The sequence below is a fragment of the Gynuella sunshinyii YC6258 genome, assembly GCF_000940805.1.
Classification (GTDB): Bacteria; Pseudomonadota; Gammaproteobacteria; order Pseudomonadales; family Natronospirillaceae; genus Gynuella; species Gynuella sunshinyii.
The window spans coordinates 2213094-2237454 of sequence record NZ_CP007142.1 but is presented as its reverse complement, the minus strand read 5'-3'; the positions used below and the strand labels follow the sequence as shown (position 1 = coordinate 2237454).

The 24361-nt window shown below is 52.8% G+C and carries 16 protein-coding genes and 1 riboswitch; of the genes, 10 read left to right on the top strand and 6 right to left on the bottom strand.

From position 1 onward, the window contains the following. The first annotated feature begins 5 nt into the window (after nucleotides 1-5). The 3 genes from YC6258_RS09635 to YC6258_RS09625 all read left to right on the top strand — a co-directional run bounded on the left by YC6258_RS09635 (nucleotide 6) and on the right by YC6258_RS09625 (nucleotide 9578). Nucleotides 6-5423: a hypothetical protein gene (locus YC6258_RS09635; RefSeq protein ID WP_044616802.1), complete on the top strand. Its 5418-nt coding sequence runs from the start codon at nucleotides 6-8 to the stop codon at nucleotides 5421-5423. A 32-nt stretch (nucleotides 5424-5455) separates the two neighbouring features. Then, nucleotides 5456-8551, top strand: a complete 3096-nt coding sequence (locus YC6258_RS09630; RefSeq protein WP_044616801.1) for a contractile injection system tape measure protein — start codon at nucleotides 5456-5458, stop codon at nucleotides 8549-8551. A gap of 232 nt (nucleotides 8552-8783) precedes the next feature. Next, nucleotides 8784-9578 (top strand): hypothetical protein, encoded by a 795-nt coding sequence (locus YC6258_RS09625; RefSeq protein WP_144407604.1) that lies wholly within the window; start codon nucleotides 8784-8786, stop codon nucleotides 9576-9578. A gap of 156 nt (nucleotides 9579-9734) precedes the next feature. Here the strand turns inward: YC6258_RS09625 and djlA are convergent, their stop codons facing one another. Further along, nucleotides 9735-10538 (bottom strand): co-chaperone DjlA, encoded by an 804-nt coding sequence (djlA, locus tag YC6258_RS09620; RefSeq protein WP_044616799.1) that lies wholly within the window; start codon nucleotides 10536-10538, stop codon nucleotides 9735-9737. A gap of 145 nt (nucleotides 10539-10683) precedes the next feature. Here djlA and YC6258_RS09615 point away from each other — a divergent pair, with 145 nt between their 5' ends. Genes YC6258_RS09615 through YC6258_RS09590 form a run of 6 tightly spaced genes read left to right on the top strand, consistent with a single transcriptional unit; the run spans nucleotide 10684 to nucleotide 17820 of the window. Continuing rightward, a complete protein-coding gene (locus YC6258_RS09615; protein ID WP_044616798.1) occupies nucleotides 10684-12999 on the top strand; it encodes an LPS-assembly protein LptD in 2316 nt (771 codons plus the stop codon). Between the two features lie 15 nt (nucleotides 13000-13014). Beyond that, nucleotides 13015-14241 carry a peptidylprolyl isomerase gene (locus YC6258_RS09610; protein WP_044616797.1) on the top strand — a complete coding sequence of 409 codons (1227 nt, stop codon included), beginning with the start codon at nucleotides 13015-13017 and terminating at the stop codon, nucleotides 14239-14241. Next, the gene (gene pdxA / locus YC6258_RS09605) at nucleotides 14238-15236 is read left to right on the top strand and encodes a 4-hydroxythreonine-4-phosphate dehydrogenase PdxA (protein ID WP_044616796.1); all 999 of its coding nucleotides are present in this window, start codon (nucleotides 14238-14240) and stop codon (nucleotides 15234-15236) included. The genes YC6258_RS09610 and pdxA overlap by 4 nt, the downstream gene beginning before the upstream one ends. Before the next feature lie 25 nt (nucleotides 15237-15261). After that, on the top strand, nucleotides 15262-16044 hold the full coding sequence (gene rsmA, locus YC6258_RS09600) for a 16S rRNA (adenine(1518)-N(6)/adenine(1519)-N(6))-dimethyltransferase RsmA (protein WP_245627028.1): 783 nt from the start codon (nucleotides 15262-15264) through the stop codon (nucleotides 16042-16044). Next, a complete protein-coding gene (locus YC6258_RS09595) occupies nucleotides 16037-16924 on the top strand; it encodes a symmetrical bis(5'-nucleosyl)-tetraphosphatase (protein WP_082070636.1) in 888 nt (295 codons plus the stop codon). Before rsmA ends, YC6258_RS09595 begins: the two co-directional genes overlap by 8 nt. Continuing rightward, a complete protein-coding gene (locus tag YC6258_RS09590) occupies nucleotides 16921-17820 on the top strand; it encodes a pirin family protein (protein WP_044616795.1) in 900 nt (299 codons plus the stop codon). Before YC6258_RS09595 ends, YC6258_RS09590 begins: the two co-directional genes overlap by 4 nt. Before the next feature lie 173 nt (nucleotides 17821-17993). On the opposite strand, the gene YC6258_RS09585 is transcribed toward YC6258_RS09590, so the two are convergent. Both YC6258_RS09585 and YC6258_RS09580 read right to left on the bottom strand, forming a co-directional pair. Beyond that, entirely contained in the window at nucleotides 17994-18605 is a 612-nt protein-coding gene (locus tag YC6258_RS09585; RefSeq protein ID WP_044616794.1) for a glutathione S-transferase family protein, read from the bottom strand. Between the two features lie 84 nt (nucleotides 18606-18689). Continuing rightward, nucleotides 18690-19736, bottom strand: coding sequence for a YeiH family protein (locus tag YC6258_RS09580; protein ID WP_052830193.1), 1047 nt, complete (start codon nucleotides 19734-19736; stop codon nucleotides 18690-18692). 110 nt (nucleotides 19737-19846) lie between these two features. On the opposite strand from YC6258_RS09580, the gene YC6258_RS09575 reads away from it, so the two are divergent. Further along, a complete protein-coding gene (locus YC6258_RS09575; RefSeq protein ID WP_044616793.1) occupies nucleotides 19847-20749 on the top strand; it encodes a LysR family transcriptional regulator in 903 nt (300 codons plus the stop codon). 47 nt (nucleotides 20750-20796) lie between these two features. Here YC6258_RS09575 and YC6258_RS09570 read toward each other — a convergent pair whose 3' ends face one another. From YC6258_RS09570 to YC6258_RS09560, 3 genes are all read right to left on the bottom strand, one after another. Further along, complete coding sequence (locus YC6258_RS09570) at nucleotides 20797-21378, bottom strand: TMEM165/GDT1 family protein (RefSeq protein ID WP_044616792.1); 582 nt, start codon at nucleotides 21376-21378, stop codon at nucleotides 20797-20799. A 6-nt stretch (nucleotides 21379-21384) separates the two neighbouring features. Continuing rightward, a riboswitch (yybP-ykoY riboswitch) is annotated at nucleotides 21385-21592 on the bottom strand. A 46-nt stretch (nucleotides 21593-21638) separates the two neighbouring features. Next, a complete protein-coding gene (locus YC6258_RS09565; RefSeq protein ID WP_044616791.1) occupies nucleotides 21639-22103 on the bottom strand; it encodes a GNAT family N-acetyltransferase in 465 nt (154 codons plus the stop codon). 10 nt (nucleotides 22104-22113) lie between these two features. Next, the gene (locus YC6258_RS09560; protein ID WP_044619914.1) at nucleotides 22114-24312 is read right to left on the bottom strand and encodes an FdhF/YdeP family oxidoreductase; all 2199 of its coding nucleotides are present in this window, start codon (nucleotides 24310-24312) and stop codon (nucleotides 22114-22116) included. Between the last annotated feature and the right edge of the window lie 49 nt (nucleotides 24313-24361).

Below are 24361 nucleotides of genomic sequence, written 5' to 3'. Positions count from 1 at the left end.
CCACTATGATTGATGAAACACTTCCTACATCTGATGACAGTTCAGAAACCACTGTGACTAATGACACAAACCCTGCATCTGGTGACAACTCAGAAACCACTGAAACTGAGGCCACAAACCCTGGATCTGATGGCAGTTCAGAAACTCAGCAATCGGTCCCGGCCAGCGAAACCAAACGCAGCGAGCTGAAAGAAAAGTTCGCCGATAACCAGCGCCCAGAAGGCAAAGATTTTGCCAGATTTATAGATGCCACCGTCATTGCCGAGGATGATGGTCTGACCATCAGCACCGACAAACTGACGATTGATAAATCCCTGTCTGTCACGGGCACCCTCAAAGTCGGCGAGCAATTGAGCTTCAGCAAAGATGACCGTTTGACCGCCTTTAACGCCCTGAAGGTTTACTATCAGGCAGAACCCAATGGCAGCGTGGAAATCAATGCTACCGACAGCCAGTTAAAGGTCACTGGCGATAGTAAAATCACCGGTACCCTAAGCGCTCAAGATGGGCATTTCAGCCGTTCCGTCACCACCGGCTGTGGAGGAGGTGAAGTAGATGGAGAAGAGCCCACGGCGTTGACTGTCAAAGGTAAAGCCGTTCTCGAAGGCGATCTGGATATGTCAGGCAGTGCCAGCATCGATGGCTCCTTGCAAATCAGCGGCAGCCATACCGATGAAACTGCACTGTTATCACTGCAACAGACCGGTAAAGGTGATTTGTTACACATCGATGGCGATGCCCACGACATTGTGGTCGATCAAAACGGGAATCTGGGTATTGGCCACGCCACCCCCAGCAACCCGGTTGACGTCAACGGCAGTTTGGCCATCGGCTCAACAGTTCAGAAGGTTGAATCGGACTACAGTCTGGCGGTGAGCAACAATATCGGGATCGGCACCAGCGCACCAAAGTCACGCCTTGATATCCTCTGCGATGACGAACAAAGCGCGCTGCGATTGCGCCAGAACGATAGCACCGTCCTCAGCGTCCAAACCGGTATGGATAACCACGATGCCCAACTTACATTCAGTGGTGACACCCAACTGCAAGGCGAATTGACGGTCGACAAGAAGAGTTTACTTGCAAACACCGAAGTCGACGGACAACTCAATGTCGGCGAAGGCATCGAGGTGCAAAAGGACATTACCGGCAAAGCGAACCTGAGCCTCAAGGGGGACAGCCAATTGGGTGGCAATCTGACGGTGGCCAGCGACAGCCACTTGGGTGGCAATCTGACGGTGGTCGGCGAGAGCAAGCTGGGCGACAAACTGAAGGTAGACGGCGAAAGCAAGCTGGGCGACAAACTGACCGTGGCCGGCGAGAGCCAGCTGGGCGACAAACTGACGGTAGCCGGCGAGGCCCGCTTTGATGAAACCCTTATACTGTCGGCGGATCAAAATCTAAAGCCCGGTGCCACCCTCCATGTGAAAGAAACCGAAGGCCATGCGGGTCTGCGTATTGATGACCGCAACGGCGAAACCACCGTGCTGGTCAACGATACAAATGTTCGCCTGGGCAGTAAGAATCCTGCCAGCACGTTGGACTTTTATGGTGGCACGGACATCTACGGTGATACCCATATCCAAGGAACCCTGACGGGTCAAGGCCACGCCTGGCTCAATGACGGTCTGACCGTGGACAATACTCTGGAAGTATCTGTGGGCAATAACCAGGCAGGGACCGAAGGTATAGTACCAGCCGGCGTGACCGCTGCGACCATCATTGCCCGCGGGGCAGATAATCAAGCCCTGCTGGTGTGTCACGATGACACCACATTACTCGCCACTCAGGGGGATAAAGTCGGCATTCTGCGCGCTGACCCCGAAGCTGATCTGCACATCGGCGGAACCCTGACTGCCGACGGTGAAATCACCGCCGCTGCCGGCCTCACGGTTCATCCGCAGGGTAAACCTGAGATCGACGCGCTGTCGGTATCGGATACCCGAATCAGCCTTGATGGCGAGCGACTGAACGATGGTATCCAGCTTAAAGGCGCTACCACCATCGATGGTTCGATGACGGTCGCCAACTGGATGAGTGTTGACCAGCAACAGGTCACTCTGCGACAGCTCGACCATCGGCCAGTACTTGAAATTCACGATGCCGATCCGGGCCATCTGTTACACCTGAATGCCGATAGCATAGCCATCAACACCGCCACTCCTAAGGCTAATTTACACATCAACGGCAATGCCCTGATCGAAGCCGATCTCGATACCGATGAGTTGCGGGTACGCACTCACCTGCAGGCTGATGGACAGGCGGACTTCGACCAGGGCCTGCGAGCCCAGGGGTCGGTGTTACTGAATCAGCCAGCCAGTTCCGACCGCTACGTGGATGCGGCAGTGGACATGGACGTGGACCTGCATCTATGGCAATCCAGTCGCAACAGTGTGGCCCTGCGCATTGATCAACCCACTCAGGCCAGTCCGGTAGTCTGGGTTCAGGATGACCATGTCGGCATCAATACCGACACCCCCGAAAAGCAACTGTCCGTTAAAGGGGACACCCACCTGGATGGCGCGCTCAGTGTTACCGGTCACACCGATCTCCAAGCCGATGCCCAGGTGACCGGTCGTGTGAACATCGGCGATGACCTGAACGTCGCCGGTAATGCCAATATCAGTGGCAGCCTGAATGTCACAGGCGCGTGTTCCCTGGCAGACGAGTTGCTGGTCTCCGGTCACGCGGAGGTGGTGGGATCAGCCAACTTTGACGAGAATGTTCAGGTACAAAAAAACCTCGCCATCGGCGTCAAAGAAGCCAGTGCCCGTATTCATGTGCAGGCCGATGGCAGCCAGCCGGCACTGCGGATAGACGGTGACACTGCCAAAACCTGTCAACTGATCGTGACCCAGAACAAAGTCGGTATCGGCCAGCTGACACCGCAGGTCGCTCTGGATGTCGCCGATGATGTTCATATCGGGGATTCCCTGAGCGTTGATGGCCGCACCTATCTCAACGCCAGTCTGGACGTTAAAGGGGACACCCACCTGGATGGCGCGCTCAGTGTCACCGGTCACACCGATCTCCAAGCCGATGCCCAGGTAGCCGGTCGTGTGAACATCGGCGATGACCTGAACGTCGCCGGTACCACCAATATCAGTGGTCACCTGAATGTCGCAGACACTTGCTCTCTCGGTGATCAGTTGTCAGTCTCGGGAAGCGCCGAGGTTCAGGGACCAGCACACTTTGATGACCATGTGCAGGTACAAAAAAACCTTGCAATCGGCGTCAAAGAGGCCAGTGCACGCATTCATGTAGCCGCCGATGGCAGCCAGCCGGCACTGCGGATAGACGGCGACAACACCAAAAGTTGCCAGCTGATTGTCTCTCAGAACAAAGTCGGTATCGGTCAGCTGACCCCGCAATCCGCTCTGGATGTCGCCGATGATGTTCATATCGGGGATTCCCTGAGCGTTGATGGCCGCACCTATCTCAACGCCAGCCTGGACGTGGCACAGGACACTTATCTGAAGTCAGATTTGCTGGTCAACGAAAAGTCGAGGTTGCGGGAGCAGACCATTCTTGGAGTCACTACCCCTGACATGGACGAGACCAGAGCCCAGCTGTTTATCGCCGATACCAGTTATGCCGAGGCCATGCGCATCGAATCCCCCAACCACGACAGCATTGTGGTGAAAGAAGGCCGCCTGGGCATCGGTACCGCCAGTCCGGATCTGTCCCTGGATGTTCGTGGTGGTGCAGCCATCAGCGAAACCCTGAGAGTGGACGGCAATGCACAATTAAACGGCGAACTAGAAGTCGAAGAAAAACTGGTGGCACGCGGCAGTCTGGATGTTTCGAAAAAATCCGAATTCGGATCAGACGTGCAGATCAGTGGTGATCTGAGCGTTGAAGACCGGGTCAGCATTGAAGAAACCCTGACGGTCAGTGGAGACACCCAGCTGGATGCCGAACTGACGGTCACCGCCGGCACCACCCTCAACGGACCATTAACCGTCAATAACAGCGCTGTTCTGCAACAGGCGGTACAGATCAACGATCAACTGACGGTCGCCAGGGATCTCCGTGCCGGTCAGACACTCCAGGTGGCAGACTCACTGGCCGTTGGTACCGCTACAGCCCAGGCCAGCCTGCATGTACAGAGCCAGACCGAGCAGACACCATTACGGGTAGACCGCAAAACATCCGGCAGCCCGGCCCAAAATCTCATGACCCTGACACCGGCCGGCGATCTCGGCCTGGGTACCAGCGCACCGTCAGCACGCCTGGATGTGAACGGTAATGCGATGATCAACGGGCAACTACAGACAGTCGCTCTCAGCAACAGCGGCCCGCTGGCCACTGCCCGGTTGCAGATCAGTCAACAGTTGCAGTTGGGTGACGGGCCGATCATCTCCGGTATTTCCAATGATTTCACCCTCGGTGGCGACAGCGGCGTGAGCGGTTTACTGCCGACCCAGGCAGCGGTTAAGGGGTATATCGACAATGTCATCCTGCCATTTGGCAACGGTGGTAAAACCCACATCATCAGCACCCAGACCGAGTTCGATCGGCTGTTCAACAAAGAAGGCTATGAATCGGTGCCAATTACCGAAAACACCACGGTTATTCTGCTGCCACAGGGCAACAATGATTACGGCATCAGCCCTTATTTGTTGCGTAAAACCATCCGGCTGGCCAGCAACGTCAGCATCGTCGGTTTCAATCCGCACTCAACGATCATTCGCAAACAGACGCCCAAAGCCCGGTTTGAATTGGTGGGTTCGAGTGCTCAATGGCTCAGCAACGTCCATCTTGAAGGTTTTACCTTTGACGGCAACAACCTGCATACCACCCAGAATGGCGGCGCTTTCTATCTTGAATACGCCCGTGACTGCCAGCTCAATTGTGTCATCCGTTATCACCGCATCAGCGGTAACGGCGCGGCACTGTATGGCAAACGCATCGACAGCCAGAACAGTTCTGCGGTCAATATTCAGGCGTTGCATATCAGTCACTGCCAGGCCACGGAGCTCAGTTCCCAACCGGATAACCTGCTCAATGAAGGCGGTGCCGCCTGGGGGCTGGGGTATTCTGAAATTCACGCCGACCACTGTCAGGCCGATCAGGGCGGCGCGGTTGCCTGGTGCAGCGACTGTCAGGTCAGGGCAACGGCCTGCATCGCCACGGCCAATGGTGGCGGTGCCTATCGTTGTGAACGCCTGAGTCTGTACGCCAGCGATTGCCGGGTGCAAACCTACGGTACCACCTTAACCGGTAAAGGCGGCGGCGCGTACTACTGCTCCGATCTGATCTGCGACGGTTTCTGGAAGGGCAATAACGCAGCCGAAGGTCCGCATATTTATGCCAGCAACAGCCTGACCGATGATCAGGAGGAACGTCATTACTGGCGCGGAGATTATGTGGGTCGCCGCATCGACAGCGGTGAAGGTGTCTGGCGGGTGCACAATGAATAAGCGTTCATGCCGGATCCGGCCGGGAGCAGCTCATGACGACACGGATTAGTCATCTGTCACTGGCGTTGCATTATTTGCAACGCCCTGCCTGTGCTGACGACCTCGAAGCAACACTGTCGAGGTTGGTCAGACAGGCCATGACAACACTGACGGCAACCGCCGGAACGACCATTACCAGACTCCCTGAGGTGCAGGTCGATCTGCCCTGCATCGACGCCACGGCATTTATGCGTCATCCGGACAATTACTTCGCCGTATATCTGCTGCCAGCTTTGCGCTTGCAGCTCGAACAGATCACCCGGGGCCAGTTCACGCTGGCAGGTAATGGCCGCAGCGGCCAGCATCGGGATGCCGTGTCGGCGCTGAAACTACAGCATTACCTGCGTGATGATATCGCCCTGGGTTTTGCAGACTTTTGCGCCGGCCTGCAAAAATGGCTGTCACGTCCAAATGGTGCGGTCATCCTGCACGACTGGCTGCGCCAGCCAAGGGTATTCCAGCGCTTCAGGCGCCAGTTCGAAGCCAATCGCAGTAACGCTCAGACCATGGACATTCTGATCCGGCTGTTTCCAGCCGGGATGGCCCGCGCGTTAATGACAACCGCACGGGCCGACGACGACAGTCGGGAAATCTTCTGGTCTCTGGCTCAGCTGATGCTCAATCAGCCTGTTGGCGAACGCCAGTCAGATAGCTGGAAACAGGCGGCCAGTATTCTCAGTCTGATCCGAGAAGCCGGACTGCCGCTGACCCAAGCTCAGCGACAATCACTGCTGCGCGGACTCATACAACCGACCCACAGCGGCAAATTGAAAATCTGGCTGGCGGTGGCTGACACCCAGTCAGTCAACCCTCAGATGTTGCAGCAACTGATCCAGATGGTGGCACAGGATCACCCGGACAGCGTGGCAACTGCACAAATCCTGGAAGCAGAAGCTGATACCAGCGCCACGGATGTAAGCTCCCTGATCCGGATCCTGACAGAACAGCTGGCGGCTCTGAACCAACTGGAACGTTTGTCACTGTCCGATGATCTGATGGGTTACGGACGCATCATCAGCTGCATCAACAAACTCTCTCGGCAACCGCACGGGCTGCCCGTCGACTGGCGGCTGCGGCTGCAACTGCATTCCACTCATGCCTGGTCCATGCAGACGGCAGCCACGCTGGCACTGCAATGGCTGGATCGGGAGGCCGAACAAACTGAACGGCTGCCAAATCTGTCACCACTGCTGAGCCTTTCCGGCCTGCCAGTCAGCACCCTGCTCTATCTTCGCCGCAGCCGGGCCCGGCTGCGTCACTCCGGCTCGGTGGCAACCATCATCCGTGAGCTGAAAACACAGTTGTCATCACTCACCGGGCCTGTGCACTTTGATCCCGATGACCGCCACTGGCATCCCATCCAGCAGGCCCTCTCAAACATCCAGCAGGCCGGCGCCGATCTCGAAGCCCGCCTCACGCTCGCGCTCAGTCTGTCCACCCGGCTGGTACAACTTCCCATGGACACCCATCTGAACATACTGAACTGGCTGCGTTGTCCGGATGATCAGCGATATGTTCAGGCCTTGCTTGAGTCACTCAGGGAACTGGGACTGACTGCCCTGGCAGAAGACGAACAGTCCCGATCTACCCAACAACAACCTCATCACCACATATCTGCCGGATGGCTGAAGCAACGGTTGAAAACCTTGGATGCCTCGATTCGCCAGGCCGGAGAACTTGTGGGTCAACTGGTGACAACACCGGACAACGGCGATACATCTGAAAATAAGTTTTCCAGCGCCACCTCCAGTCTGGCAATTACCCGGCATTTAACCGCATTAGGGCTGTGCCGGCGATGGATGCTGGTCACGCTGTCAGAACAGGCCGACACGAGCAGCCTCGACCTGAAGAATCAGTCCATCCAAGCGGTTACAATGGTACTGGATCGCTTTTACGCCCAATTGCCGGTCAGCACATCAGATCTACTGCGGCTGCAAAACTGGCGCTTCGAACTCGGTGACAGCATCGCTGAACAGGTCAGCCAGTCATTACCGACAGTCATTCAGAAACAGCATGGCGCAGACTTCAGCGACCAGAAAAATATCATCAGACGTCTGACCCAACTGAAAAAACAGCTCCGTGAACTGACTGTCTTGAGTTCACGTCATGTCATCCGCCGGCAGTTGTTATCCACCTGTCTGTTGTTGCGTCAGTGGTTACGGGTCTGTCAACACCAGCCGCAACCGGATCTCAGACAATGGCTTATCCCTTTACTCCATGACACCCACCGGTTGTTGCAGCAATGCAGTCAACCACATGAGTCAGGGCAGGACAGGCTGGCATTGTCCGCGATATTGTCCTTGCTGCAGCCATCCCAGACGTGGCAACCCGGCAGACTGGCTGATCACTGTGACCGGTTATTGCTCAGTTTGACAGGGGACAATGATGACAGCAGCGATGTACCGTTCGTGGATCTGCTGACGGAACAGGATCTGACCACCGAACCGCAATTACAACGCCTGCTCACGGCAACCCGAAGCGTCACCCGACGGCAACGACAGGTTTTTTCACAGGCTGACTTTTCAGCAGTGACAAATCCTCTGAAACAGCAGGTACAACACCTGTCGCTATTATCAGAATCGGGTCCACGAGTGATGTCGGATGCCGGATTGAGTATTCTCTGGCCATTTCTGCAACCGTTATTTCAGCACCTGGAACTGCTTGACCCTGAGCACCAATGGCGCAACCAGTCAACACAGCAAAAGGCCATGGATCTGCTTATGTGCCTGTACGGTCATGACACACCAGGAAACATTCCGGTCTGTGCCAATCTACTGACCGGCCGGGACGCAGATATGCCCTATGCACCAGGTGTGCTGAATGTGCAGGAACAAGACCATTGTGAACACCTGCTCACTCGTGTCATTCAACAATGGCCGGTACTCAGACAGATGTCCAACCAGGGCTTTCGCAATCTGTTTCTGCACCGGCCCGGCACTCTGGAAACTCATGAACACGGCTACACACTGGAGATTGCACCAATGCCCCAGGATGCGCTTTTACTCAAACTTACCTGGGGACTCGGTATTGTCCGCCTGCCCTGGCTGCCGAACTGCCTGCTGGATATCCATTGGAACAGTGGTCTGTAACAAACCCCGTTGAGTCAATAGCTATATTTATATATATGACTCATACGAACGATTGAGATAAGGAGAATTCATTTGAGTGCTGCATAGAACCTGTTTGACAGATAAAAGCCCACTACTGACAGAAGAAGGATTTATGCTGCTTACCAAACATTTTCGTGTGGTGATTTTGGCCCGGTTATGGCTAAATCGCGGCCTGGAAAATTGTCTCATTCAGCACTTAAGGAAATCGCTCATGCGTACAGGCATTTTAGTACCCTCCGTCTTGTTAGTCGTTCTCAGCAGCTGTAATTCTTCTGACTCAAAAGATTCTTCGATCTCACCACCGGACGAGCTTTATAAAGGCCCAAAGACCCAGGCCACTGTAACGTCAGAAAACTACCAGGCTTTGGCCGCTGCGGCTCGTTATGGCGCAGAGTACGCCATGGCTGTCGGTGAAACTTTTGACGACATCTACACGGTTACTACCCGCTGTCAGCAGGAAGGCAAAGCAACCGTGAAAGAAACAGACACGTTGGCTACTGTCAGCTTTAATAACTGCAGTTACGACTCACGTACTCTCAATGGTCAATACGTCATCAAATCGGAGACCGACACTGAGACCGAATACTCTAGCAACATGGTCATTGGCTGGAACAATAAAAACTATCGGGTCCAGTACTTCTATATCTGTAAAGATGACGATGATCATTTCTGCAATGGCGATTTTGCCGACTACGTCGAGTTTTCAATAAACGATAAACACTACCGTCTGGAAAATACCTTCATCGAGAAGGTTAATGAGCAAAACAATCAATGGCGTACAAGTACGACGGTATACGCCGAACCCTATGGCTTTATCCTTGTGGATACCAATACGTCACCGACGTTATGTAATGGAGGGGGTTTCAGCAGTGGAAGTCTGAGTACTGAGGATACCAATGGTTGGGGCACATTGGATGTTCAGTTCACTGACGCCAGCTGCAACACCATGACAGCCAATTATCATGGAACCAACAACACGGTTGTTTCCAGCACTGTAAATCAGTAACCAGACCCGTTCCGGAGGCAGATCCGATCAATGCCTCCGGTTTTCTGAGGACAACGTTCTGGTTATCTACCGTGTTGATTTGAACGCCGCAAGCATGACGGCCTGCCATTTCTGATCAACGACTCTGTCGAGACTTTCTATCCTGCAAATTCCGGTTCAGCCGCCTTTACGCCGACTCTTTTTAATCAGGTCATAAGCATGCTGGATTTCCTGGGTTCTGGCTTTGGCAAGATCCTGCATTTCCGCCGGTAAACCGTTGACCGCCATTTTATCCGGGTGATGCTGACTCATCAGCCTGCGATAGACTTTCTTCAGTTCGATGTCGTTGATGTCAGCGCTGATTCCTAATACCCCATAAGCATCGTTGAGTTGATCGGCACTGGATTTTTGCCGGCTGTGGCGTTGATAGTTGGAAAAGTTCTGCTGGGCAACGGTGCGCTGGCGGATAAACTCGAACTGTATCTTGTTGATGCCCAGGATCCGACAAATAGTCTGCAGGATCTGGCGCTCACCCGAACCTAACTGACCATCGGCATAGGCGGTCTGCAGCTGTAGTTCCAGAAAAAACTGAGCCAGTGTAATGCGCCGGCCAATCACCTGTTTCAACTCCATCAGCGGCGGCACGATGTCAAAATCGCTCTGCTTGCCCTCATTAAACAAGCGCATCGCTTCCAGTCGCTGGTCTTCGCTCAGTCGCAACCGTTCCATGATACTGCGCGCCTGATTGATCTGCTGCTCGGAGACTACCCCATCTGCACGGCAAAGCTTGCCCATGACCCAGAAAGTCACCTTGGAAAAGGTATTTTGCATGGCCTTGCCCTGAACCTGGGGACCTTTGCTCTGCATGCGATCCAGTGAACGATCAAACAGATTTCCCAGAAACAACCCCAGTGCCAGACCAGCCCACTTACCAAATAAAAAACCAATACCCGCACCGAGTACCTTTCCTGTCCAACGCAAGATTAACTCCAATCAACAGAATTGAGGATTTTGACAGCTCCGAAAGTAAACTTTAGCGCAAGCTGAGAAGCCTGTGCTACCTCCCTTGCTGTTAATTCAGTATCATCCCACGCTTTGTGTTTTTTGATAACCGGGTGTACGTGGTTTGCGAAGGAAATTCTTATTCATTCAGTCGGCAATTGCTCTGGCCACGATCTCATCGTTTGGCACCACAGAGGATTATAATGAAATTGACTGGATGGAATACGACTCCCTGCCTAAAGATATTCAAAGCAAAACCGCACCCTATTGCAGCGGCGCCTTTGTAGACCCCAGCCGCTTCGATGATCAGGTGGACCTGAGCATCGGCTATCAGCATCAACCGGTGGTCATTCGGGCGCAACAGCTGAACTACTCACCCCAGTCCGGTTATACGGCATCCGGTGATGTTGAAGTACGCCAGAACTCACTACGCCTGTTTGCGGGTGAAGCCGCCTACAATCCGCTGACCGGACTCGGTAACGTTAACGGTCAATCCACTTTCCGGGCCGAAAACCTGTTAGTGATCGGGTCGGATGCCCAGGCGGATTTCGGTCAATCGGAAATCACCATTGATAACATTCGTTTTGTGCTGCACAACACTGGTTATCATGGCACCGCCACCACCATGTATAAAGATGGTAATGATGTTATTTATTTACGTCATGCCACCCTGACCCGTTGCGCCCCGGACAACCCTACCTGGGAAGTGACCGCCGGCAAACTGAAGGTCAACCGTGCCACCGGCATTGCCACTACCCAAAATGCAGTGTTGAAAATCCGCGATGTACCGGTCTTTTACACACCATATTTTCGATTTCCGATTGACGGTCGCCGATTGACCGGGCTGTTGTCACCGACACTGGAATTCAGCTGGTCGGATTTCAGTCTGTCTGAACTGGCGGTACCACTGTATATCAATCTTGCTCCGAACTACGATACCACCATTACCAGTCGTTATCTGGCTGAATATGGTTGGGGCTGGTCGGATGAGCTCCGCTACCTGGGCCGGAATAATGAAGGCATATTTACCGGCACCTGGTTTGCTAACGGCAGCAAGGCAGACCGTTGGACTTATGACTGGAACAACACCACCAAACTGGGTGATAAAACCAGATTGTATTTGCATTATCAGGACATGAGTGATGCAAATTACCGGATTGATTTCGAAAACGGCTCTGACGAAGTCGATTATCTGGATCAGTCTGCCAGACTGACCACTGATCTGTCCGGCTGGGACACGACTTTCAAGGTACAGCACTGGGCCATCGTCAATGACGATCTGGCATTGAAGGATTATCCCTATGCTGTACAACCCGGCATCAGTACCCGAAAATCCTGGGGTGGAGCGGCCAATCAATTTGGGTTTGGCAGCGGCTTCGCAATCAACCGTTTCAGCCGCAACCTCACGGATGCCGAAACCAATAGCGTCGGCTTGGACAGCGGTATTCCGGTCGAAGGCTACCGGTTCAACAGCCAGCTGAATTTTAACTATCCACTGGAAGCCAGTTACGGTTTTTTCAAACCGGAGCTCAATGTCTATCATGCCAGCTACCAACTGGAGCAGACCGGTTCAGCCTGGGACAAAACAGTATCCAATACGGTTCCACAACTGGTACTCGACAGCGGTCTGAAGTTCAGCCGCCCAGTCAATCTTAAGTTTGCCCAACGACAGACCCTGGAGCCACGCGCTTACTACGTGTACACCCCTTATATCAGTCAATATGACGCGCCCCTGTTTGACAGCGAAACCATCGATTTCACTCAGTCCCGCTTATACAGCAATCGCCGTTTCTCCGGATCAGACCGTATCGGTGACATGAATCGTCTGACCGTCGGAGCCAAAACCCGCTTTCTACAACAGGACAATCAGGAGTGGGTCAGCCTGAGCCTGGATCAGCTGTTCTATCTGGAACCGGAAAAACTACAGGAAGAAGTGGACAGCACCAATAAGGATCAGAAACTCAGCCAACTGTACTTCGGCGCTAACTGGCAGATCTCGCCGGCCTGGCATTTTGCCACCGAACAGGTCTGGGACTGGGACAGAAACACCCGTGCCTGGGAAGCCTGGCATCTGCGCTACCGAACTCAAAGTGCGGCACTGATCAACGCCGACTACTATAACGGCTACAATGAGACCGAAGAGGAAAATGAAGAAATTGCACATTTTTCCTTTATTATGCCGTTTGCCCAGCGCTGGGGGATTACCACCGCGCTGAATTACGATTTTTATGCAGAAGGACTCGATGAATCTGTGGTCGGTATTGAATACGACAGCTGTTGCTGGAATATCAGAGTACTGAACAAATTCGCCTGGGAAGGCAATGTCAAAAGTTCGTTCCTGGTTGAGTTTGAACTCAAAGGCCTGGGCGGCTATGGCAACAACATCGACAGTCTGTTACGTTCAAAAGTGACCGGTTATACCGGTAGGATCTACGAATAATATTTGGAACTATTCATGCCAATGCCTAATGTCTCTCGTTTTTTAACCATTGTTCTTGTATTCATCAGCAGTCTGACATCCACCAGCAGTCTGGCTGCCCTGAAACTGGTTGATGAAATCGCCGCTGTCGTCAATGACAACGTCATTCTGGTGTCAGAACTGGATAAACGGGTTGAAGACATCAAAATGCGTTATTCCTCAAATCCCAATCTCCTGCCTAGCGACAAAGAACTGAAAGATCAGATTCTGGATGTCATGATCACTGAAGAAGTGCAACTGCAGATGGCCGACAAACGGGGAATATATATCTCTGATGATGCCATCAACCAGGCTTTCAATAGATTTGCCCAAGGCAACAAACTCGACCCCGAGGAATTCAAACAGCGCTATCCGGGACAATATCAGTTTATCCGTGAACAGATTGAGCGACAGATAAAAATCAGTCAGCTGCAGCAACGCCTGCTCCGTTCGGTGATCAAGGTCAACCAACAGGAAGTCGACTCTTATCTGAATACCGAAGCAGGTCGTGAAGCACAGGGCAAAGAAATAAAACTGATCTTTCTCAGTACTGATGATGCCGATCAGGCCAAACAGATTTATCAGCAGGTACAGGCTGGTAAACCCCTGACAGATTTTGATGGTAGCAAAGACCTTGGATTCCGCGCACTGGACAAAATCCCCAGTCTGTTTCAAAACCGTGATCTCGGAAACAAGGCCAATGGTTTTATCCTGCCTCCTATCGAGGCTAACAACCGCTACAACCTGGTACAGGTGGCTGACCAGCGCACTACCAACACCCACAAGGTTGAACAGGTGCTAGTCCGTCATATTCTGATCAAACCGAATCTGGTACTGACAGATGATCAGGCCGTGTCCCTGCTGAAAAACCTGAGACAGCGTATTCTGAATGGTGAATCATTCGCTAAACTGGCCTCACAATACTCTGAAGATCTTTATAGCAAGGAACTGGGAGGAGAGCTGGGCTGGACCGAACCACAGGTGTTCCAGCCGGAGTTTGCTGATACGGTTAAGAAGCTGAAAAACGGACAACTCAGTGATGTCATCAAAACCGATTATGGTTATCACATCCTGGAAGTGGTAGACCGGCGGACTCAGGATGTCAGTGATCAGGAGTTGCGAAATAACGCATCCCAGGCCATCTTTAATGCCAAGTATGAAGAAGAACTGCAGCGCTGGATTGCAGAAACCCGCAGCGGCGCATTCATAGAGAAACGCATATGACCAAACGCATCCTGGTAACGCCGGGCGAACCGGCAGGCATCGGCCCTGACCTGTGCCTGTCGCTGGCCCAACACCATTTCGACAGTGAAATCATTCTGGTGGCAGACCCGGAGATGCTGAAGATGCGGGCCCTGCTGCTTGGGCTGGACCTGATCCAACTGCAGCAGGTCGATCTGAACAGTGCACCGCAGCCACACCAGCCGGGCACTCTGAAAGTTCTGCCGGTCAGCTGTGGTGCCAACTGTGAACCCGGAAAGCTGAATCCACAGAATGCCGGATATATTTTAAAAACCCTGGATATCGCCATTGATGCGTGTCTGAACAATCAGGCTGACGCAGTCACCACCGGTCCGGTGAACAAAGCCGTGATCAATGATGCCGGAATTCCATTTACCGGCCATACCGAATACTTTCAGCAACGCTGCCACACGGATCGGGTCGTCATGATGCTGGCAACAGAGGAACTCAAGGTCGCACTGGCCACCACCCATATTCCGCTGCGCAAAGTCGCTGACGCCATCACCCCGGAACTGCTGGAGGAAGTCATGGACGTACTCATGCACAGCCTGCAAACCGATTTCGGACTGGAAAAACCCCGTCTGCTGGTCGCCGGACTCAACCCTCATGCCGGCGAAAGCGGCCATCTTGGCAGCGAGGACGAGGAAATCATTGCTCCGGTAATCCAGCAATGGCGTGAACTCGGCTTCCCGGTGACCGGTCCTCTTCCGGCCGATACCCTCTACGCCCGGCACTGGCTCGATCAGGCAGATGCCACCCTGGCGATGTACCATGACCAGGGGTTGCCGGTACTTAAATACTCCGGTTTTGGTCGGGCCTTGAATATTACCCTGGGACTGCCGATCATCCGCACTTCAGTGGATCACGGTACGGCCCTGGACCTGGCCGGCACCGGGCATGCCAATAACGGCTCACTGCTGGTGGCCATTCACTACGCTGAAAAAATGGCCGCCAACCGGGCCAGACACGCGAACTGACGCTCACGGGATCATAAACAGACACATGCATAAAGCTAGAAAACGATTTGGCCAGAATTTCCTGCACGATCAACAAATCATTGACCGGATCGTCAGTGCCATCCATCCCAAACCTGACCAGCATCTGGTGGAAATAGGTCCGGGACAGGGTGCCTTGACAGAACAACTGCTGGCTGCAACCGATGGCCAACTAGATGTCATCGAACTGGACCGGGATCTGATTCCGATACTGCAGGTGAAATTTTTCTCGGCCAAAGCGCTGACTATCCACGAAGCCGATGCTCTCAAGTTTGATTTCGCCAGCCTTTATCCCGGCGAACCGCTGCGAGTGGTCGGTAACCTGCCGTACAACATTTCCACTCCGCTGTTGTTCCATCTGCTACGCTTTACCGATCACATCACTGACATGCACTTCATGCTGCAAAAAGAAGTGGTCGAACGTATCTGTGCCAGCCCCGGTGGTTCTGACTATGGCCGTTTGAGTGTCATGATGCAGTATTTCTGTCAGACCGAGTATTTGTTTACCGTGAAACCAGGTGCTTTCAACCCGGCACCCAAGGTTGACTCCGCCATCATCCGGCTGGCACCACGTCCCAAACACGAACTGACAGCCCACAGTCTCGAAACCCTCGAAACGGTGGTCAGAACGTCGTTTTCGCAGCGACGTAAAACACTGCGCAACAACCTCAAACAACTGATGACCCTGCAACAGATTGAAGATACCGGCATTGATCCTGGCATTCGTCCGGAAAGACTGTCTGTTGCTGATTTCGTTAATCTTGCCAATCTACTGACGCCCCATGACTGATTATGCCATCGGAGATATCCAGGGTTGCCTGGAGCCAGTACTGAGATTACTGGCGGAAGTTGAATTCAATCCTGCCCGGGACAACCTCTGGGTGGCCGGTGATCTGGTTAATCGCGGACCCGACTCCATAGGTGTCATTCAATATCTCAGGCAGATCGATGACTCATGCCGGATTGTGCTGGGCAATCACGACCTGCACATGCTGGCCGTTTATTATGGCTATAAAAAACCCGGTGCCAAAGACACCCTGGTCCAGGTCACTCAAAGCCCGGACGCCAAAAGTCTGATCGATTTCGTTCGCAGCCAGCCGATGATGCATCACGACAAAACCCTCGGCTACGCCATGACCCACGCCGGCATTCCCTCAATCTGGCGCACCCGTAAAGCCCGCGAACTGGCGGAAGAGGTGTCAGAAGTGCTGCGTACAGAGCGTCTGCTCAGAATGTTTCTGGCCAATATGTACGGCAATACGCCGGATGTCTGGAAAGACGGACTGGAAGGCACCAGCCGCTGGCGGGTGATTACCAACTATCTGACCCGCATGCGGTTTACCGATGACAAAGGCCGGTTAGACCTGGAACATAAAGAAGGCCCGGACCAGCCACCCAAAGGCATGAAACCCTGGTTTAAATACCCGGCCCGGAAAAAACGCTCGGTGCGGCTGATTTTCGGTCACTGGGCGGCCCTGGACGGACTGTTTACTGACAAAGATGTACTCGGACTCGATACTGGTTATGTCTGGGGGGGCACCATGAGTATGGTGAATCTGCAGCATCAGGAACTGCTGCAAATCGATCATAATGGCGTCATCAGCAGCAGTGATATTCGGCTGGAAAGCCCCTCTGCGTTCGCAGATACAGCATCCGAACCGACGTTATGATCCACCCCCGACAGCAGAGAATCAGCGGACGCACCGCAGAACTGACCGTCGGGCTGCCGGTGCAGCGATTTCTGCCAACCCGGGAGCGTCGCATGATCGGCGCGTGGGTGTTTCTGGATCATATTGGTCCGGCCGACATCAGTGCCGGCAAGGGAGTTCAGATAGGTCCACATCCACACACCGGGCTGCAAACCTTTACCTGGATGATCGAAGGGGAATTGTTGCATCGTGATTCACTTGATACGGTGCAGACGATACGTCCGGGACAAGTCAATTTGATGACAGCCGGCAAAGGTATCAGCCATAGTGAGGAATCCCCTCAGTCACGCTCCCGTTGTATTCATGCAACACAGCTGTGGATTGCCCTGCCCGATGAACAACGATTTATCGAGCCGGATTTCGAGCACTGTGCCGAACCGCCCGTAACCCATCTGGGCCCGGCACAGATAACCGTGATCGCCGGTTCAGCTTTCGGATTGCAAGCCCCGATCAAAGTCTACTCCCCATTGATGGCGGCAGAAATCGTTTGTGCCGACGCAGGCACTCTGAATCTTCCGCTGCAGCCTTCATTTGAACACGGCCTGCTGGTGCTGGATGGAGTCATCTGCTGCGACGGTCATGAACTGGATTCATCGGAGTTAATTTATCTGGCCACAGCCACCGAATCCCTTAATCTTACCTGCCAGGGCCCATGCCGGCTGCTGCTGATTGGTGGCGAACCTTTTAATGAGGATGTGTTGATCTGGTGGAACTTCATTGGTCGCAACAAACAGGAACTCCACGACTATGTCAGGCGCTGGAACGCTGCTGAAGACTTCGGCACCGTATCCGGTTATGACGGTGATCGATTGGCTGCGCCGCTGCCACCCTGGAAAGACCAGAATGGTGGCAGGTAAATTTGCCTCCCCGGTATCCGGAAGATTAAACCCAGGTTCTGCTAACTATCAGTTCCAGTCATCACGTTTGCTTGTGTTTCATAACTCACCATCATGAGTCGGTCATGTCCATGGCAAACCGGCTTTTCACCAAACCGGTTATCCGGGAACAAAAGATAGATCAGGCAAATCCATTATTGATGACACCCGCCATCGACTGACCACTGACTGACCTGCTGCCATGCCGATTTGAACAAAGACCAGTCCGTCAGTGCTCGCTGATATTCTCCAGCCCGCCCTTCCAGGGACACCCCATAGATGCTCAGCCTGGAGGCCAGCACCGCATAAAACGCATCGACCGCTCCTGGCGCATCAAACATATACTCGCCGGTTGCCTGAGAAAATATCTGCGTCACCCGCGTCAGTTCTGCCTGAATCGCATTGCTCACTACCACCGGTTCAACGACCTCCAGTGTGTAAGGGCAAGTGCTGCGTAATTGGAAAAAACCCGAATGCAACTCAGCCAACAGGCTTCGCGCCATCGCTCTTGCCGATGAATCAGCTGGCAGTAAACGACCACCACTGTGCTCATTTAAATACTCGGCAATGGCCAGAGAATCGTGGATCACCAGATCACCATCAATCAACACAGGCACTAACATCGATGGCGAATAACGAGCCAGTTGCTCGCGATACCCATCACCGCTCAAAGCCACCGGAATAACCTCACATTCGACACCCGCCAAACGCGTACACATCCATGTCCGCATAGACCAGGTTGAAGGTCTGCCAACGATTAGTTTCATGATTTACTCTCCAAATACATGCTCATATGAATTAACGGCCATCAGTAAAATCGCTGGTAGTGATTACTTTGCTTAAACAGGACTTCAATGACCGGGCAGCAACACAAAGTTCAGGATATAACCTCCTATCATCAAAAAACCAAATGCACATCCGGCCAACAGTATGGGTTTCAGGCCGGCCTCGCGCACAGCCCGTAAATGCGTTTTAAGACCCAGACCAATCATGGCCATAGTCAGGAGGAGATTATCCAGCCCAAGTAAAAACCGGTTCAGCCATATTGGCAAGCTGATCAACGAATGAATACCACTGACTGCCACAAACAATATGGCAAACCATGGAATGGTGATACGACCCGGATGATCCTGGTGGCTCTGACGTGACTGATGCATGGAGAGAATCAACAGAAACGGTGCCAGCATCATCACTCTGCTCATTTTTTCGATGATAGCACTTGCCGCAGCCAGTTCCCCGGCACTGTTCCCTACCACCAGTACCTGTGCCACTTCGTGTATGGTGGATCCGGCATAGATACCAAACTGCCAGGGCGCCAGCCCCAGCCGGGTATAGATTATTGGGTAGACGAACATTGCCAAAGTACCGAAAATCACAACGGTTGCAACTGCCACAGATACCTGGTTCGACTTGGCCCGGATCACCGATTCTGTGGCCAATACCGCTGCTGCGCCACATATGGAACTGCCGGCGCCAATCAGGATAGCGGTATGACGGTCCAGCTTGAATATCCGAACTCCCAGAAACAGAGTCAGAGCAAACGTCGTCAGCATCATCAGCAGAGCCGTTAACACTCCATCGAAACCCACCTCGGCAATTTGCTGAAAACTGATTTTCAGGCCATACAGTATTATGGCCACTCGCAGGATTGATCCCTTGGCAACATCAGTTCCGCTGTCCAGTTGTCTGGCAAAACGGGGATACCAGGTATTGCCGAGTATCAGGCCGACCAGTATTCCCAGAGTCAGCGCCGAAATACCATATTGCCGAAACCATGGTTGTGCAGATACAGTGAGACATATCACCGCCAGAACAGTCACCACGATCACTCCGGGTAACTGCGGGTATCGAGGCTTTTGAAACATCAGCCACAGAGAGTGACTAAAACGATTGCTCATGACATAACCTCAAGACTTATTGTTAATTGGAATATATTTAATTCAATAAGCTATAAACTGTTATTACATGAAGCAAATACATAATTATCATTGAAATATAATTTAAAGTTATGCGATTAAACCTTCACCTGTTGCGGATCTTTCACGCAGTCGTCGAGCATGGCAGTTTTTCGCTAGCTGCGGAGAAACTGGCCATCAGTCAGCCAGCAGTTTCAAAAGGCGTCAGGGAGCTGGAAAATCAGCTCGATCTTGCTCTGCTGGAACGACGTTCAGATGCCGCCAAGGGCCCGCGTAGAATTCAATTGACCGATAGCGGTCAGGCACTGTTTGAACATGCTCGCGGTATCTTTGCCCTTGAACGCGTCGCCATAGAGGATATTCAGGCTCGTATCGGCCAGCAGCGAGGTCAATTGACCATTGGTGCCAGCACGACGGTTGCCAGTTACTGGCTGCCACCAGTCATTGCCGTGCTGCTGCAACAGCATCCTGATATCGATGTCAGGGTGTTCAGTGGAAATACCCAGACCGTTGCCCAGGCTTTGTTGGAATGTCGGGTGGATGTGGCGCTGGTGGAAGGTCAGGTCAACGAACGTGGCATCAAAGCCAGTCATTGGCAGGATGAGCCTTTGCAGCTGGTTATGCCGGTCGCCTGGGAACAGGCATTAAAACAAAGCGGGCCAAATGCCCTGCGGAAAAAAACCTGGCTGGTGCGGGAACCCGGTTCAGGCACCCGGGATGTGATTCAGCAGGTCTTACAAAATCACGGGCTTGCCACCGTTAATTATCTTGAAATCGGCAGTAACGAAGGCATTGCCCGCTGCGTTGCGGAGGGTCTGGGAGTTTCCATTTTGCCAACCAGTGTGATTCAGGAGCTGGTGGAGCTGCGAAAAATCGCCGTCTGGCAGGATGTCTGGGACACCCCGCTGTTCCGGCCACTGTTTCTGTTACAGCTGGAAGAGCGCCCGGTATCACCACTGGTCAATGCTTTGTATGAGATACTGGCAGGCAGTTAATGCTCTGCCTGCATTTACGAATGCATCACTCATAAATCAACGGTCTGCTAAAAACCAAATCCGGCGCCGGCCCCCAGCAATGTTGATATCGCCAGCATCACAAATAACGCCGCAACAACCCCATGTACGATTTTCATCGGAATCTTGTCGGCCAGTTTATTGCCGATAAATACCACCGGAACATTGGCCAACATCATCCCGAAGGTGGTACCCAGCACCACCCAGACAACAGAACTGTAGTGGGCAGCCAGGGCAACGGTAGCTACCTGGGTTTTATCACCCATTTCTGCCAGAAAAAAAGCAACCAGAGTGGCCATCAACACGCTGCCGTACCTGGTTGCCGACATGTCCTCGTCATCGTCCATTTTATCGGGAATCATGACCCATATGGCCATAGCGAGAAAGGAGATGCCCAAGATCCAGCGCAGGGTCTCAGGGCCTGCTAATGAGGACAACCAGCTTCCAACAGCACCGGCGACGGCATGATTAAGAATGGTGGCAAGGAAAATGCCGAGAATAATAGGAACAGGTTTCTTAAAGCGAGTGGCCAGAATCAACGCCAGCAACTGGGTCTTATCGCCCATTTCAGCCAGAGCCACAACGCCTGTCGAGATAAAGAAGGATTCCATGGTAACAATCCTGGCCGGTTTAAAGACGAATGACCACTACGCATCCCCGGCCATTCGGAGGCGTTGTGGTCAAAGGTCTTGCCAGGTCGTCAGACAGGTAACAAGCCGTTAGTTGCTACCAGTATGAAGGACTGCTTATGCCATGATCTGTGGATCAATTATGTTGACACAAGCCTCTTTGGGAAAAGAGCGGCTACTCCCCAATGACGCCGCGCATGGTACTGGATTAAAGTAAAAAAGCAACCGGATGTCAGACTTTGCTATTCATAAAACATAATGCGTTTTTCCATAAACACCCGCCGGCAACCATTTTCAACCCGGCGTTCCACTTCCTGATAACCCAACCGCTTATATAAACGAATACTTTCAGTCATTAATTCATTGGTATGCAGAACGATAACATTGAGCCCCAGCTGCTGAGCTTCCGATTCTGCGTGCTGAAACAATCGGGTTCCCAGACCTCGGCCCTGATACTCAGGATGCACGGCAATGCATTCAAGCAGCAACCGATAATCCTGGTGCATCAATACCAGTACCCCTGCAATACGGACATCATCTGCCAGCACATATACCCGGTGCCGGCGAATCAGCTCACTGCAGTTATCCTGCAGAGGAGCCGGCGCCAACCCCGTTTTGGAAACATAGGGAATATAGGCCTGAGTGATGCAATCACTGATTTCCGGTGCATCCTCCAGGCCCGCCCGGCGGAGAAGTATCTCATCCATCGCGTTTTCCTCATGCCTGCAGCGCCACCGCGACATGTTTGAAAGCCGGTGTTCTGCTGCGTGGATCAACAGCTGTACCAATAAGCACATTGGCCTCAGGATAATAGGCCATGATTGTACCTCTGGCCAGATTGTAGGGAACCACTCTGACTCCGACCATCTCCCCAAATGCAGAGCGGATAGTGATCTGCTGCTCTGGCTGAATGCCATTCTCGAACATATCCTGGGGCGACATCAGCACCGACCAGCGGTCTTTGGTACCACGATAACTATCCTGCTGTTCATAAATGATGGAATTGAACTGCCCTTCACTTCGCACGCTCATCAATCTGAATGGATAATTCTCATCTTCGGCTGGCATGTCCAGCGTGACGCAATTGAACTGAGCCTTGCCATTGGCAGTGGCAAACTCCGGTGTTTTCAATAAACGTTTTTGAATATGAAATTCCTCTTTGGAATCGGCGATATCGCGAATTGCCGCCATTCCGGGAATCACTTTAGCGATAAATTGCCGTATACCGGCATGACTGGACACCTGCTCCAGATTCACACCGGGCAACTCAACACTGCGTTTAAGGATTTCCAGCAGAATCACACTTTCCGGCCTGACATTTTCCAGCCTTTGAATCCCGCCATCACTGAGGCGGACAAAATTGAACATTGATTCCTGCGTGGTGGGTTCCCATTCCTCATCCCGGGCGGTCACCGGCAACACAATCACTTCACTGTTTTCAACACCACTGATATGACCACGATTCAGGGTGGTGGTCAGAAACACCTTGAGACCAATGCGATCCAATGCCTGTCTGGCCCATTCCGTATTGGGTGATGCATCCAGCAGGTTTCCACCCATTAGCAGGGCAAAGTCCATTTGCTGCTCATAGGCCCGCTCCAGGCAGGCCAAGGTATCAAGCCCCGGTTGTTCCGGTAACGGCACCCCCAGTTCCCGTTGCAAAGCATTGAATACCTGTTCAGGCAGGACAGGTTTGACACCTATCGTCCCCACTCCCTGAACATTACTGTGCCCTCGCAATGGCAACAATCCAGCCCCGGGTTTACCAACCATTCCCCGGCACAAAGCCAGATTGGCAATGGTTTCCACATTATCAACACCATTCAGATGATGGGTAACGCCCATACCCCACGCAAAAATGGTGTTTTTGGACTCACAGTACAGCTCACCAACACGCTTGATCTCCGCAAGCGTAACACCGGTGCGGGAACAGATATCATCCCAGTCGAGTTGGTCCAGTTGTTCTGCAAACGCGTCATAACCATCGGTATGCTGATCGATAAACGACTGATCCATCGCCTGACGCTGCAACACTACTTTGGCCAACCCCATAAGTAATAAAGCATCCGTGCCGATTTGGGGCTGTAGATACTCGGAAGCGATTTCAGTACCGCCCGTTAACATGGATTTGGCACTTTTAGGCACCGCAAACTTCACCAGCCCGGACTCTCTGGCCGGATTGATGACCACTACCTTTCCACCACGGTCACGTATGGCTTTCAGCTTATGCATCAGCCGCGGATGATTGGATGCCGGATTGGCCCCGATCAGAAACAGCAGATCACATTCATTCAAATCCGCCAGTTCAACGGTCGCCGTGCCGACACCCAAGGCATTATATAAACCAACACCGGTGGCCTGATGGCAATAGTAGGAACAGTTATTAACGTTATTGGTCCCATAGAGACGAGCCAGCAACTGCAACACAAAACCCGCTTCATTGGATGAACGCCCGGAAGAATAAAAAAAGCTGCGCTCAGGACTGGTATTACGCAGCCGCGATGCAATCCGATGAAAGGCATCCTCCCATTCAATTGGCTCATAACGGTCGCTGTCGGCGGCCTTATAGACAGGCATGCCCAACCGGCCAAGATGTTCCAGTTCATTGCGGCTGAGTTTATGAAATTCGGATAAGGGGTGAGCAAAGACTTCTACCGGAATGGGCGACTGGATATCGGTGGATTGCGCCTGGATACTCTTGTTACAGACAGATGGAAACTCATCAAGCTCGTTCGTCATACCGCCATGCTGTCCACCCATCCCCAGACCACAGGCTTTACAGACATTGTGACTGTTCAGAGCTTTGGCAGAGTTCTTAAGACCGATGCGATTGACGGTCATTAACGTATAGAGGACTTTCTTGGGTCCCCCGCCGACGATTTTCTTTACCTTGGGAGTGTGCAGTTTTTCTGTCATGGCGAAGCTTACCGGCTGAAAAAACCAGTAAACTATCATTTTTAAATTA